We start from the raw sequence: 13193 nt of genomic DNA, 5'->3' as shown, positions 1-13193 counted from the left end.
GAGCCCGCAGCAGCGACGCCGACCGAGCCCGCAGCAGCGACGCCGGCCGAGTCGACCGGCCCCGCAGCCGACGCGCCGGCGGCGGCCGCACCCGCCGCCGACGAGGCGTCTGCCGCAGCCGAGCCGATCGTCGAGGTCGGGATCGATGGCGACACGTCCGTTGGTGACGAGCAGACCGCGAACGACCAGGCGGACGCCACTCCATGAAGTTGCCGTTCCGGGGCGGGACCCCCAAGCCCGACCGGACGCCCGATGCGGTGATGACGCTCACGGAGCATCTCGCCGAACTGCGCGTCCGCATCATCCGCTGCGCCCTCGCCGTGACGATCGGCATGGTGCTGATCATGGCGTTCTACAACCAGGTGCTCCGGTTCCTGTCCCGTCCCTACAAGGCGCTCTGCCAGGACGATCCGTCATTGTGCCCGGCCGGGGCCTTCGACGGCCACAACCCGCAGTTCCTCAACCTCGATCCGATCGGCGGTCTCGGCACCCGGGTACGCGTTGCGATGTACGGGGGCCTCGTCCTCGCCATCCCCGTCATCATGTGGCAGCTGTGGAAGTTCATCGTCCCGGCGCTCAAGTCCAACGAGAAGAAGTACGCGATCCCGTTCATCGTCTCGTCCGTGAGCTTGTTCGTGCTCGGCGGGTTCCTCGCCTACTGGACACTCGAGGCCGCCCTGGAGTTCCTCATCTCATGGGCCGGCGAGGACGTCACCTCCAACTTCGAAGTCGGCCGGTACGTGAACCTCGTGGTGCTGATGGTCGGGGCGTTCGGTGTGGGCTTCCAGTTCCCCGTGTTGCTCGTGTTCCTCCAACTCGTCGGCGTGCTCAGCCCGAAGCAGCTGATCAGTTGGTGGCGGTACGCGCTGGTCGGCATCGTCGTGCTCGCTGCCGTGATCACTCCGTCGGGCGACCCGATCTCGCTGGCCGCCCTCGCCCTGCCGATGACGGTGCTGTACTTCGCGTCGATCGGCATCGGCTTCATCGCCCAGCGCCGGGCTGCCCGCTCCGATCAGCCCGCAACCGCAGCGTGAGCGAAGCGAACGCCGGCCGTCCGAGCGAGCGCCAGCGAGCCGGCGCGGCGATGGGGCGCGAGCGCAGCGAGCGGGGGCGCAACCCCCAGGTTGACCCGTGAGCGCGGAACCGACGCCTCCTGACTTCTCCTACCCCTTCACCCTCGATCGCTTCCAGGTCGAGGCGATCACCGCCTTCGACGCCGGTCGGCACGTCGTGGTGGCCGCGCCCACCGGCAGCGGCAAGACGGTCGTCGCCGAGCACGGCATCGAGACGGCCCGCCGCCGGGGCCGCCGGGCGTTCTACACGGCGCCGCTGAAGGCACTGAGCAACCAGAAGTACGCCGACCTCAGTGCCCGCTACGACCCCCATCCGGACTCGCCGCGAACGGTCGGGCTGCTGACCGGCGACAACTCGATCGACGGCGACGCCGCCACGGTGGTGATGACCACCGAGGTGCTGCGCAACATGATCTACAGCCGGTCGCGGGCGCTCGACTCGCTGGGTCTCGTCGTCCTCGACGAGGTGCACTTCCTCCAGGACGCGTATCGCGGCCCGGTGTGGGAGGAGGTGATCATCCACCTGCCCGACCATGTGCAACTCGTCTGCCTGTCGGCAACGGTGAGCAACACGGCCGAGCTGGCGGCGTGGATCGAGACGGTGCGCGGTCCCACCACCGCCGTGGTCGAGACGCGCCGACCGGTCCGGCTCGACGACTATTACCTCGTCGGCGACCGCACGTCGGACCGGCTGCACTTCCTGCCGACGTTCGTGAACGGTTCGCCGAACACCGACGCGATGAAGCTCGACGCGTCGGCCGTTCGGGGGCGCTACGGACGGCAACCAGGCCGGGGCCGCCCGCGGGCCGCGCGGGGGAGCGGCCAACGCGTGCTCTTCACGCCGAGCCGGATGGAGACGCTCGATCTGCTCGACCAGCGCGACCTGCTGCCGGCGATCTTCTTCATCTTCAGCCGCAACCAGTGCAGTGAGGCCGCGCGCAGCGTGGCTGCGGCAGGTGTTCGCCTCACCACCGGTCCCGAACGCGAGGAGATCCGTTCCATCGTCGATACCCGCCTCGAGGGCCTCGACGACGGCGACCTGGCGGTTCTCGGTTACGCCGAACTGCTCGCCCAGCTCGAGGCGGGGATCGCGCCCCACCACGCGGGAATGGTCCCGGCGTTCAAAGAGGTCGTCGAGCAGTGCTTCATCGCCGGGTTGCTCAAAGCGGTGTTCGCCACCGAGACGCTCGCCGTCGGGGTCAACATGCCCGCCCGCACGGTGGTGATCGAGAAGCTCACCAAGTTCACCGGCGATCACCACGAGATGCTCACGCCGGGGGAGTACACACAGCTCACCGGCCGCGCCGGCCGGAGGGGCATCGACGCCGTCGGCCAGGCGGTCGTGCTGTGGAGCCCGTTCGTCAGCTTCGATCGCGTCGCCGAACTCGCCGGCAGCCGGCAGTTCCATCTCCGCTCGGCGTTCCGGCCGACGTACAACATGGCGGCCAACCTCGTGCGTGCCTACAGCCCCGAGGAGGCCCGTCACCTGCTGAACCTGTCGTTCGCCCAGTACCAGGCCGACCGCGACGTCGTGCGCCTCGAGGCCCGCACCGAGCGGTTGCGCCAGCGTCTCGCCGACGCCCGGGCCGCCGCAGAGAGTCCCCACGGCGACATCTGGGAATACCGGGCGCAGCGCGAGGCCGACGAGGCCCCGCGTGCGGTCGCCGATCGTGACGTGGCGCTGATGAAGCTGCGGCCCGGCGACGTGGTGCACATCCATCGCGGCCGCTATCACGGCCCTGCGGTCATGGTCGCCAGCGCCCGCCGCAAGGGCGGCATGCGGCTGACGATGATCACCGACGACGCCGAGGCCGTCATCGTCGGCGCGCCGGAAGTCGCCGACCCCGTGCAGGTGGTCGGACGGGTGCGGGTGCCGGGGGAGTACCAGCCGAAGAGCCGTGACTACCGGCGCGACATCGCCCGCCGGCTCCGCAAGGCGACGCTGGCCGAGCCGCCCGGTCGACGCCGGGGACGCCGGGGCGACGACGCCGGCTACGGCGGCGTCCACCCCGTGGAGCTCGACCCCGACCTGCGCGAGCGGATGCGGACGGCCGGGCAGGCGGTCCGCTTCGAACGAGAGTTGGCCGAGATCTCCACGCGCATCGACGGTCACAACCGTTCACTCGGCCGCGAGTTCGAACGGGTGCTCGACGTGCTCGTCCATCGCGACTGTGTCGAGCGCGACGACGCCGTCACGTGGAGCCTCACCGCCAAAGGAGTCACGCTCACCCGCGTCTTCCACGAATGCGACCTGCTCATCGTCGAGGCGTTGGCCGGCGGGCATCTCGACGGCGTCGACGCGCCCACGCTGGCCGGGCTCCTGTCGACGTTCGTGTACGAGCACCGCAGCCCTGAACCGCCGCCCCCGCCGTGGTTCCCCTCCGGCGAGGTCCGGTCGCGTTGGCGCCGGCTCGCCGGGTTGAGCGACGACCTGGCGGCAGAGGAGGAGGCCCTCGGTCTGTCCGTTCATCGACGTCCCGATCCAGGATTCTTCGCTGCGGCTCACGGCTGGGTGGCCGGCCACGACCTCGACACGGTGATCGGCGACGTCGCCGAGACGAGCGGTGGGCTCGCCGCGGGTGATTTCGTCCGCACGATGAAGCAGCTCGTCGATCTCGCCCGCCAGGTGGCCGAGGTGGCTCCCGATCCGTCGACTCGCGATCGAGCCGCCACCGTCGCCCTCGAGGCGTTCCGTGGCGTCGTGGCCGACGGGACGATCGTCGCGCCGGCCGACGCGTCATGACGATCAAGCGCGGCGAGGACTGGGGCGCCACGGTCCCCAGACCCGCCGATGGCCGCACGGCCGAGTCCGACGCCGAGGTCGCCCGTCTGGTCGCCGCCGACGACGATCGACCCGTCATCGTGACCGGTGGTGATCTCCACCGCACGATCGGGTCGCCCCGACCGACGGACACCGCACTGCGCCTCCCCATCGACGTGATCGAGGTCGAGGCCGACGGGTCCACGTTCACGGCCGTCGCCCACGTGGTGCTGCGCCGGCCGGGCCGGCTCGGCTGGTGGCGCGGTCCGCTCGTCGCGGCGATGAACGCCGAGTTCATCGGCGACTGGGACGTGGCCACGCGCGCCCACCCGAACGACGGACGGTTCGATGTCGTCGTCGTCGACGAGTCGCTGGGCGCGCGCGAGCGCTGGCAGGCCCGCCGACGGCTGCCGACCGGCGCCCACGTCCCGCACCCGGCCATCAGCATCACCCAGCGCACCGAGGCGTCGTTCACGTTCGAGCGGCCCGTCGCCGTCTTCGTCGACGGCGTGCGCCGGGCGACGACCACGGCCGTCACCGTGCGCATCCAACCCGACGCCGCCGTCGTCCACGCCTGACGCGTTGGGCGTTACGGCTGGTGCCAGGCACCAACCGTAACGCTCCGTCTGTCCGCTCGATTGCGGCGGTCGGAGGCCGCGTCCGCTAGAGATGGGCGCATGGAGATGGATGCGTGGATTCTCGACGAGTCGCCCGGACGCTACCGATGGGGGACCATCGAGGTGCCCGAGCCCGCCGCCGACGAGGTGCGCATCCGCGTCGTCGCCAGCGCCCTCAACCACATGGACCTCTGGGTCACCCGTGGGATGCCCAAGCCGCCGATCCCGCACGTGCCCGGCTGTGACGTCGCCGGCGTCGTCGAGTCCGTCGGCTCCGCCGTGACCGGCGTCGCCGTGGGCGACGAGGTCGTGGTCAACCCGGGCGTGTCGCCCGTGGAGGACATCGTCGCCTACGGCAACGACAGCCCGATGGGACCGGGGTTCCACATCTACGGCGAGCACACGTGGGGCGGGCACGCCACCTACGCCGTGGCGCCGGCGCGCAACGTCGTGCCCCGGCCGGCCGGGCGCACCTGGGAGGAGTGCGCGGCCTATCCGCTGGCCACGCTCACCGCCTACCGCATGCTGAAGCGGGCCCGGCTCGCAGCTGGTCAGACCGTCCTCGTCGTCGGCATCGGTTCGGGAGTGTCTGCGGCGGCCCTCGCCATCGCCAAGCACGTCGGGGCCGAGGTGATCGCCACCAGCCGCAGCGAGGCCAAGCGGGACGCCGCCCTGGCGATGGGCGCCGTGGCTGCTGTCGACTCGAGCGACGACCGGTGGGGCGTGCAGGCCGACATCGTGGTCGAGAGCGTCGGCCCGGCGACGTTCGACAAGTCGCTGCGGAGCCTGAAGGCTGGCGGACGTCTCGTCGTGTGCGGCGGCACGTCGGGCACCGAAGCCTCGATCAACCTGCCCCGGCTCTTCTTCAAGCAGTACGAGATCATCGGCTCGTCGATGGGCAGCTACCAGGAGTTCGCCGAGGTCACCCGGCTCATGGCCGGTGGCTTGGACGTCCACATCGACCAGGTTGTCGACCTCGCCGACTACCCGGCGGCGCTCGCCCGCCTGGAGGCCGGCGAGCAGCTCGGCAAGATCATCCTGCGGCATCCGACTGCCTGACCGCCGGAAACGTCCAGCGTCGCGGGGATCCCCGAGGCGCCGGAGTCGCGATCGTATGATCGCCCCTCGTGACGCTCTACGTCCCGGAGGAGTTCACGTCCGCCGAAGCCGACGTGCTGAGGCGCTACTTCACCAACCTCGACGGGCCGGTCTTCGCCCTCGTCAACCTGCCCGAGGTGGTCAAAGGCGCCCTGTTCGCTCGGTACAGCCGTAGCCCGAAGAGCCTCCGGCGGCTGTTCCTCGACGAGTTCGTCGGCGACCTCGACGTGTCGGGTGACCAGGGGATCGACGCGACCGTCGGGCTCCGCCGCGCCGAAGACCTCTACGAGAAGGTGTTCGTCGAGTACGGCGACGACTCCGTCGCCCAGCTCGGCGGCGTGCACCTGGCGTGCGAGCAGGCGTCCAACATCCTCACCAAGGTGTTGGAGCGGGGCCGGCTGATGAGCTACCTCGAGCAGAGCACGCGCTACATCTCCTACGACGCTCGCCTTGGCGGCCGGTACCGGTTCTACCGCGACCCAGCCGTGCTGGCCAGCCGGCTCGGCACGCGCTACGTCGGAGACATGGACCGGATGTTCGACGCCTACAGCGACATCACCGCAGCGGTCACCGACCACGTACGCGCGACGGTGCCCAAGCAGCAGGGTGACACCGACTTCGTGTACCGGCAGGCCACCCGCGCCAAGGCGCTCGACGCCAGCCGCGGGCTGCTGCCGGCCGCGTCCCTGTCCAACGTCGGGGTGTACGGCACCGGGCAGGCGTTCGAGGCGCTCCTGCTGCGGATGCGCTCCCACCCGCTCCCCGAAGCCCGGGCCTACGGCGATCTCATGCTGCACGAGCTGCGCAAGGTGATCCCGAGCTTCCTGCGCCGTGTCGATCTTCCGGAACGCGGCGGGCGCTGGGGTGAGTACATCGAGACGACGCGCCGGGACACGGCGGCGCTCGTCGAGGAGCTGTTCGAGGACGAGACCCCCGACGCCGTCGAGCCGGTCACCCTCACCGACTTCGATCCCGACGCCGAGGACAAGCTGGTCGCGGCGATCTGCTACGCCCACACCAACCTGTCCGACGCGCAGATCCGCGATCGCGTCGGCCGCCTCGGCACCGAGGAGCGCATCGCGCTCATCCGTGCCTACGTCGGCAATCGCGAGAACCGCCGCCACAAGCCCGGCCGGGCGTTCGAGCGGGTCGACTACCGGTTCGACGTGCTGTCCGACTACGGCGCATTCCGCGATCTGCAACGGCACCGCCTGCTCACGATCGAGTGGCAGCCCCTCACGCCCCACCACGGATTCATCCGGCCCGACCTCATCGACGAAGCGGGGCAGGCCGAGCGCTTCGACGAGGCGATGCAACGGTCGGCAGCTCTGTACGACGATCTCGAGTCGGTGTTCCCCGCCCAGGCGCCGTACGCCGTCGCGATGGCGTATCGGGTCCGCTACGCCATGCAGTTCAACGCACGGGAGGCGGTGCACCTCCTCGAGCTGCGCTCCGGAACGCAGGGCCACCCTGCCTACCGACGCATCGCCCTCGAGATGCACCGGCTCATCGCCGAGCAGGCCGGACACCGTGCGATCGCCGCGGCGATGACCCACATCACGGCGACGGCCCCCGAGCTGGAGCGGCTCGAATCCGAGCGTCGCGCCGAGGCCAGGCGCAACTGACCGCTCTGCACGAACGAACAGATTCCGGGTCCAAGGGTGGGGACCCCTCACAGATGGGTATGCTCCGCCGCGATGGCAGCACAGGACGACGACGAGTTGGACGCCGAGGAGATCGACGCAGATGACGTCGAGGTGGATGACGGCGACGAGGACGAACCCGATGTCGACGAGCTCGACGAGGAAGACCTCGAGGCGGACGACGACGTGGTCGTCATCGACGATGACGACGATGACACCGCCGATGATGAGGACGAGGACGAGGACGACGCGTCGGACGAGGACACCGCTCCCACCACACGCACCAAGAAGCGTCGCGAGGACGAGGACGAGGACGACGACGACCTGTTGTCGCCCGACGACGTCGAAGCCGACCTCGACCGCATCCTCAAGGACCGCATGGTCACCGCCGAGGAAGAGGAGGACGAGGACGAAGAGGTCGAGCCCGACGAGCGCGGCGAGGGGACGGACCGTCTCCAGCCCAAGCGGGCCGACGAGCAGCTCTGCCCGAGGTGCTTTCTGCTCGTGCGTGCGTCCGCGCCGGCGTGCCCCGTCGGCGACGACGCCTGCCCGATCTTCACCTCATGACCGAGACGGCCACGCTCGGCGACCCTGTGCAGGCGCAGGTGGAAGCCACGCTCCGCCGGGTGCTGGCCGACGTGACCGCTCTCCCGTGCCACCTGTCCCGATCGCTGCAGCGGCGGGTGGAACAGCCGGTGGCCGTGGTGCGGACCCTCGTGTCGCTGGCCGTCAACACCGTGCTCGGCCAGACGCCGTTCGGCAACGCGGGCGGCGCTCCGCGGGCTGACGACACGGCACCGCCTCCGCTCACGGGCCGCTCGTCGACGAACGACCGGCCAACGGCGGCCGCGGCGACGGTGGATCTGCCGATCGATGACTACGAGAGCCTGGCCGCCTCGCAGGTGGTCTCACGCCTCGAACGGCTCGACCCCGAGGCTCTCGCCGTCATCGAGGAGTTCGAGCTCGCCCACCGCGGGCGTCGGACGATCCTCGGCAAGATCGAACAGCTCCGCGCCTCGCGATGATCGATCCGGTCGTCCGCCGGGCTCGACGCCCCGATGCGGCGGCCCTCGCCGAGCTCGAGGCCGAGGCCCGGGCCCAGGTGGCCACCACCCGCGGTGGCGCCCGCTGGCTGGACGAACACCCAGTGGTGGGCGACGCCTGGCCCGGCGTGATCGACACCCACGGCGTCTTCGTCGCCACCATCCCCGCCGACGACGGCGCCGACGGGTCCGACACCGTGGTGGGTTACATCGTCGCCGAGCTCCGTCGGGAGGCGGTCAATCTCGTGGTCGTGGACCAGGTGTTCGTCCACGCCGACGCCCGCGAGCTCGGCTTCGGTGACGAGCTGCTCGCCGCCGCCGTCGAGTACGGGCGGCAGGCCGGCGCCGCGCTCATCGAGGCGCACACCCTCCCCGGCGACCGGGACATCAAGAACCTCTACGAGCGGGCCGGGATCACCGCCCGGCTGATCACCGTCTCGAAACCGCTCTGACTTTCGAGCGGTGAGAGAGTGCCGGGCACTCTCACCGCAGCACCGCTCAGCGGCCCTTCCAGACCGGCGGGCGCTTCTCGATGAAGGCGGTGAGGCCCTCCTTGAGGTCCTCGGAGCGCATGACGGTGCCCATCGCCGCATCGGTCATCCTCTTGAGGGTTTCGTCGTCACCGGAGGCCGCGGCGAGGACCACGGCTCGGGACTCCCAGACGGCCAGCGGCGCACAGGCCGTGATCTGCGCGGCGAGCGCTCGCGCCTCGTCCAGCGCCTTGCCCGGCTCGGCCAGCCGGGAGACGAGCCCGAGCTGGTAGGCCCGCTCGGCGGGAATCGGCTCGCCGGTCAGGATCGCCTCCATCGCCGCCGCCTGGCCGATGGCCCGGGGCAGCCGGAACAGACCGCCGGCCCCGGCGATCAGGTTGCGCTTGACCTCGGCGAGACCGAAGGCCGACCGCGTGCTGGCGACGACGAGGTCGGCGGCGAGCACGATCTCGCAGCCACCGGCCGTGGCGAGCCCGTCGACGGCGACGACGACCGGCTTGCGGCGCTCGCGGTAGGTGAATCCGGCGAACCCACCGCGCTGGGTGGCGAGCGCCGCACCGTTACCGGCGTTGATCTCCTTGAGGTCGGCACCGGCGCAGAACACCGGGCGCTCCTGGCCCTCGGTGTTGGCCGTGAGGATGCCGACCCACAGCTCAGGATCGTCCTCGAGACGATCGATCGCCGCTTCGAGGCCGGTGGCCACGTCGCCGTTGACGGCGTTGCGGGCCTCGGGTCGGTTGAGCGTGATGATCCCGACGTTGCCGTCGGTGCTGAAGGTGACGATCTCGGACACCCGGCAGTTTGTAGCAGGCCAGGCCGGGCGGCACCGCACCCGGCCTCGAGCTCACTCGTCGGCCGTGGGGTCCTCGACGGCGGCGTCTTCGCCGGCAGCCGGCGTCTCGTCGACCGGCGTGTCGTCGGCGGCGGCCGGGGCCTCCTCATCAGAGGCCGCCGGGGCATCCTCGGGAGCGGCCGGGGTCTCGTCGACCGCGGGTGGCTCCTCGGCGACCGGGGTCTCCTCGGCGAGCGGGGTCTCGTCGGCGAGCGGGGTCTCGTCGGCGAGCGGGGTCTCGTCGGCGAGCGGGGTCTCGTCGGCGAGCGGGGTCTCGTCGGCGAGCGGGGTCTCGTCGGCGACCGGGGTCTCCTCGACGACCGGGGTCTCCTCGACGACCGGGGTCTCCTCGACGACCGGGGTCTCCTCGACGACGGGCGTGTCCTCGGCGACCGCCGGGGTCTCCTCGACGGCGGGTGTGTCCTCGGCCGCAGCGGTGTCCTCGCGTGCGGGCGGCGGGGTCTTCTCGGCTGCCGGGGCTGGGGCCGGTCGGTCGCGGCGCGGCTCACGCCCACCGGCCGGACGCCCAGCCGCATCGGGCTTGGCGCCCTCGCGCTTGCGCGGCGCCGGCCGGAGCGGCTTGGGGGCGGGTGCGTTCGGATCGACCTCGATGCCGAGCAGCGCCGCGACCTGGGGCAGGAGCGGGGCGAGCCGGGTCACGGTGGCGACGAGCTCGTCGTTGCGCTGCTCCGGCGGAGCCGTCGGCGCGACGAGGGTGCGCACCGGAGAGAACGCCGCCGCTTCGAGCACCGCCACCCACCGGTCGGGGAGATCCTGGGCCGTGAGGGCGGCCGTGGTGGCCTCGCCCAGCTTGGCGCCGAGCGCCGGCGGGAACGGCACGCCCGCCTTGGGCGGCATCGCCGAGAGGCGGAGCGCCCGCACGACGCGGCCGATGTCGACGTTGGCCTCGACATCGGTGAGCCACAAGGTGAGCTCTTCCTCCTGCTTGGTGACCAGCGCTTCCTTCAGCTCGTTGGCGAGCTCGCGGGTGGACTCGTCACGGGCCACGACGGGATCTTCCGACGCGGCGACCACACTGCGCAGGTCGCGCAGGTCGAGATGCTCGAGCTGGCGCTTGGCCGCCTCGGCGCGGTCGAGCCAGTCAGCGACGCGCAGCCGGGGGAGCATCTCCTCGGCCATCTTGAGCACGGTGGCCTCGGGCATCGTGGGCTTGCCCTCGGCGGCGAGACGACGGTTGTCGTCACGAACGCGCTGGCGAACCGCCTGCAGCCCCTGCAGCGCCAGTTCGGCGACCGGCCGCTGCTCTTCGGGAATCGAGTCGAGCACTTCCGCCCGGCGCTGCTTGCCCGGACGAAGACGCTTGGCCTTGGGCCGCTGCGGCAGCTCCGGCGGGGGAGTGAAGTGCGGACGATGACGACGACGGTCCTCGCCTCCGCCCTCCCCGTCACGGCGCGGGCGACGATCGCCGCGATCACCGCGATCACCTCGGTCACCGCGATCACCTCGGTCGCTGCGATCACCACCCGGACGGTCGCGCCGCGGACCGCGGTCGTCGCGGTCACGACGCGGGCGCCGGTCGCGACCGCCGCCCTCGCCCCGCTCGCGGCGGGCACGCTGCTGGGTGACGGGTTCGAAGTCGCCCGTGGGGAGCAGCTCCAGCAGACCGGCGCGCTCCTGCTTCTGCTTTCCGGCGACGATCGAGAGCACCCGGATGCCGTCGACGTCGTACTCGGTCTCGGCCTTCAGCGTGTCACCGACCGCCGCCCCGTCGGGCAGGATGTTGCCATCGAGAACGCCCCGTGGCTCTCGAGCACCGGCAGCGCGCCAGGTCCACGACCCGTCCGCGCCCGCGCTCGTCAACTCGATCTCGATCCTCGTGGGCATGGGGGGCAAGCTATCCGAAACGCCAGCAAGCTCCGCATTGCGATGTAGGGTGGCGGCCCGATCCGTCGCCCGGGACGAGAGGACCGTTACCCTCACGCGGTGCCGATCTACGCCCTCGGGGATCAGGTCCCCGACATCGACGAGTCCGCCTACGTCCATCCCGACGCCGTGATCATCGGTTCGGTCATGGTCGGACCGCAGTCATCGGTGTGGCCAGGAGCCATCCTGCGCGGCGACGACGGCGAGATCCGTGTCGGCGCCCGGACGAGCATCCAGGACGGTTCGGTGCTCCACACCACGCCGCACCTGCCGACCATCGTCGGCAACGATTGCGTCGTCGGCCACATCGTCCACCTCGAGGGCTGCACGGTCGAGGACGGCACCCTGATCGGCAATGGGTCGATCGTGCTGCACCAGGCGGTCATCCGCACCGGTGCGATCGTCGCCGCCAACACCGTGGTGCTCAACAACACCGAGGTGCCGTCGGGTGCCCTCGCCGTCGGTTCACCGGCGGTCATCAAGCCCGGCAAGGCCCGTGCGGAGCTGATCGCCGGCGCCGTGTCCAGCTACGTCGCCCGCAGCGTGCGCTTCCGCGAGCAGCTTCGCCGCATCGACTGACATGCGCTCGCTCGTGGTCACGGCTCCGGTCGCCGAGGCCGAACTGGCCGCCGACGTGCTCTTCGGCGCCGGAGTCGCCGCCGTCGAGGAGCGGCCATCGGAGACCGCGGGTTGCGTCGAGCTGTGGACTCACGTCGGCGACGAGCAGGTCGCCATCGATCGGGTGATCGCGACCTTGGCCGCCGGATGGGGGCACCGCGTGGTCGACGTCGACGAGACGGTGGCCGACACGTGGCGCCGGCACGCCGCACCGATCCCGGTCACCGACCAGCTGACGATCGTGCCGTCGTGGCTGGACGAGGTGGAGACGGCGGGCGCCCGCATCGTCCTCGACCCCGGCTCGGCGTTCGGACTCGGAGATCATCCGACCACCCAGCTCACGTTGCGGGCGCTGCTGCGTCACGTCGAGGGGGCGTCGACGCCGCCACGACGGCTGCTCGACGTCGGCTGCGGCAGCGGTGTGCTGGCGATCGCCGCGGCGCTCGCCGGCGTGGACGACGTGCAGGCGATCGACATCCACGCCGGCGCCGTCGAGGCCACGGTGGCGAACGCGGCACGCAACGGCGCCGGAGGGCGGATCGCCGCGTCGGCGACGCCGCTGACGGACGTGGAGGGAATGTTCGACGTGGTCCTCGCCAACGTCCTCGCGCCGGTGCTGGTCGATCTCGCCGACGATCTGCGGCGAGTCACGGCCCCCGGCGGCCTGCTGGTGATCTCGGGCGTGCTCGACGGCCGGTTCGATCACGTCGTCGCCGCGCTCTCCCCGATGAGCGTGCGACGGGTCGAGGTGCTCGACGGTTGGGCCGCCGTCGAGCTCGGCCGCCCCGGCTAGGCGGACTTGGCGCGAACGCCGATGGGCGCGATCAGGCGGAAGCCGGCGGCGTGACGCTCGTCCTCGCTCTCGCCACCCCAGAAGCCGTACTCGTGGTTGCGGCGGGCGAAGTCCTGACACGTCGACTGGACGGCGCACTCCTCGCAGACCATCTTGGCCATCGCCTCGCGGCGTTCCCTGGCCTGCGGCCGCTCGGCCGGAGCCGGGAAGAACAGATGGCTGAGGCCTTTGCACGCGGCCTCGCGCATCCAGGTCTCGGTCGTGGCCTGGCGTACCGGAATGTCCATCGACGTCATGAAGAGCCCCCCTTCAGCGAACACGCCCTCATCCGTGGGAGATG

General features: G+C 71.2%; 14 protein-coding genes. 11 read left to right on the top strand and 3 right to left on the bottom strand.

Annotated features, from left to right (window positions below):
* The 9 genes from DN771_RS16325 to DN771_RS16285 all read left to right on the top strand — a co-directional run.
* The coding region (locus DN771_RS16325) for a hypothetical protein (protein ID WP_193615377.1) at positions 1 to 207 on the top strand (207 nt) is incomplete at its 5' end.
* Positions 204 to 1034, top strand: coding sequence for a twin-arginine translocase subunit TatC (tatC, locus tag DN771_RS16320; protein WP_116998601.1), 831 nt, complete (start codon positions 204 to 206; stop codon positions 1032 to 1034). The genes DN771_RS16325 and tatC, both read left to right, overlap by 4 nt.
* Before the next feature lie 97 nt (positions 1035 to 1131).
* Entirely contained in the window at positions 1132 to 3816 is a 2685-nt protein-coding gene (locus tag DN771_RS16315) for a DEAD/DEAH box helicase (protein WP_116998600.1), read from the top strand.
* A complete protein-coding gene (locus DN771_RS16310; RefSeq protein WP_116998599.1) occupies positions 3813 to 4412 on the top strand; it encodes a diacylglycerol kinase family protein in 600 nt (199 codons plus the stop codon). Before DN771_RS16315 ends, DN771_RS16310 begins: the two co-directional genes overlap by 4 nt.
* A 99-nt stretch (positions 4413 to 4511) precedes the next feature.
* Positions 4512 to 5510: a zinc-binding dehydrogenase gene (locus tag DN771_RS16305; protein WP_116998598.1), complete on the top strand. Its 999-nt coding sequence runs from the start codon at positions 4512 to 4514 to the stop codon at positions 5508 to 5510.
* A gap of 68 nt (positions 5511 to 5578) precedes the next feature.
* The gene (locus DN771_RS16300) at positions 5579 to 7174 is read left to right on the top strand and encodes an FAD-dependent thymidylate synthase (RefSeq protein ID WP_116998597.1); all 1596 of its coding nucleotides are present in this window, start codon (positions 5579 to 5581) and stop codon (positions 7172 to 7174) included.
* Between the two features lie 72 nt (positions 7175 to 7246).
* The gene (locus tag DN771_RS16295; RefSeq protein WP_116998596.1) at positions 7247 to 7759 is read left to right on the top strand and encodes a hypothetical protein; all 513 of its coding nucleotides are present in this window, start codon (positions 7247 to 7249) and stop codon (positions 7757 to 7759) included.
* Positions 7756 to 8217, top strand: coding sequence for a hypothetical protein (locus DN771_RS16290; protein WP_116998595.1), 462 nt, complete (start codon positions 7756 to 7758; stop codon positions 8215 to 8217). The genes DN771_RS16295 and DN771_RS16290 overlap by 4 nt, the downstream gene beginning before the upstream one ends.
* Positions 8214 to 8687 (top strand): GNAT family N-acetyltransferase, encoded by a 474-nt coding sequence (locus tag DN771_RS16285; RefSeq protein WP_116998594.1) that lies wholly within the window; start codon positions 8214 to 8216, stop codon positions 8685 to 8687. Before DN771_RS16290 ends, DN771_RS16285 begins: the two co-directional genes overlap by 4 nt.
* 46 nt (positions 8688 to 8733) lie before the next feature.
* Here the strand turns inward: DN771_RS16285 and DN771_RS16280 are convergent, their stop codons facing one another.
* Together DN771_RS16280 and DN771_RS30450 are read right to left on the bottom strand one after the other, a co-directional pair.
* Positions 8734 to 9519 carry an enoyl-CoA hydratase-related protein gene (locus DN771_RS16280; RefSeq protein ID WP_116998593.1) on the bottom strand — a complete coding sequence of 262 codons (786 nt, stop codon included), beginning with the start codon at positions 9517 to 9519 and terminating at the stop codon, positions 8734 to 8736.
* Between the two features lie 51 nt (positions 9520 to 9570).
* Positions 9571 to 11403 carry a hypothetical protein gene (locus DN771_RS30450; protein WP_116998592.1) on the bottom strand — a complete coding sequence of 611 codons (1833 nt, stop codon included), beginning with the start codon at positions 11401 to 11403 and terminating at the stop codon, positions 9571 to 9573.
* A gap of 99 nt (positions 11404 to 11502) precedes the next feature.
* Here DN771_RS30450 and DN771_RS16270 point away from each other — a divergent pair, with 99 nt between their 5' ends.
* Positions 11503 to 12021, top strand: coding sequence for a gamma carbonic anhydrase family protein (locus DN771_RS16270; RefSeq protein WP_116998591.1), 519 nt, complete (start codon positions 11503 to 11505; stop codon positions 12019 to 12021).
* Between the two features lies 1 nt (position 12022).
* The gene (locus tag DN771_RS16265) at positions 12023 to 12853 is read left to right on the top strand and encodes a 50S ribosomal protein L11 methyltransferase (protein ID WP_116998590.1); all 831 of its coding nucleotides are present in this window, start codon (positions 12023 to 12025) and stop codon (positions 12851 to 12853) included.
* Here the strand turns inward: DN771_RS16265 and DN771_RS16260 are convergent.
* Positions 12850 to 13173, bottom strand: a complete 324-nt coding sequence (locus DN771_RS16260) for a WhiB family transcriptional regulator (protein WP_227462378.1) — start codon at positions 13171 to 13173, stop codon at positions 12850 to 12852. The genes DN771_RS16265 and DN771_RS16260 overlap by 4 nt on opposite strands.
* Between the last annotated feature and the right edge of the window lie 20 nt (positions 13174 to 13193).

It is taken from the genome of Desertimonas flava (assembly GCF_003426815.1).
GTDB lineage: Bacteria > Actinomycetota > Acidimicrobiia > Acidimicrobiales > Ilumatobacteraceae > Desertimonas > Desertimonas flava.
The sequence above is the reverse complement of the archived record's forward strand: the minus strand, read 5'-3'. Positions and strand labels throughout refer to the sequence as shown.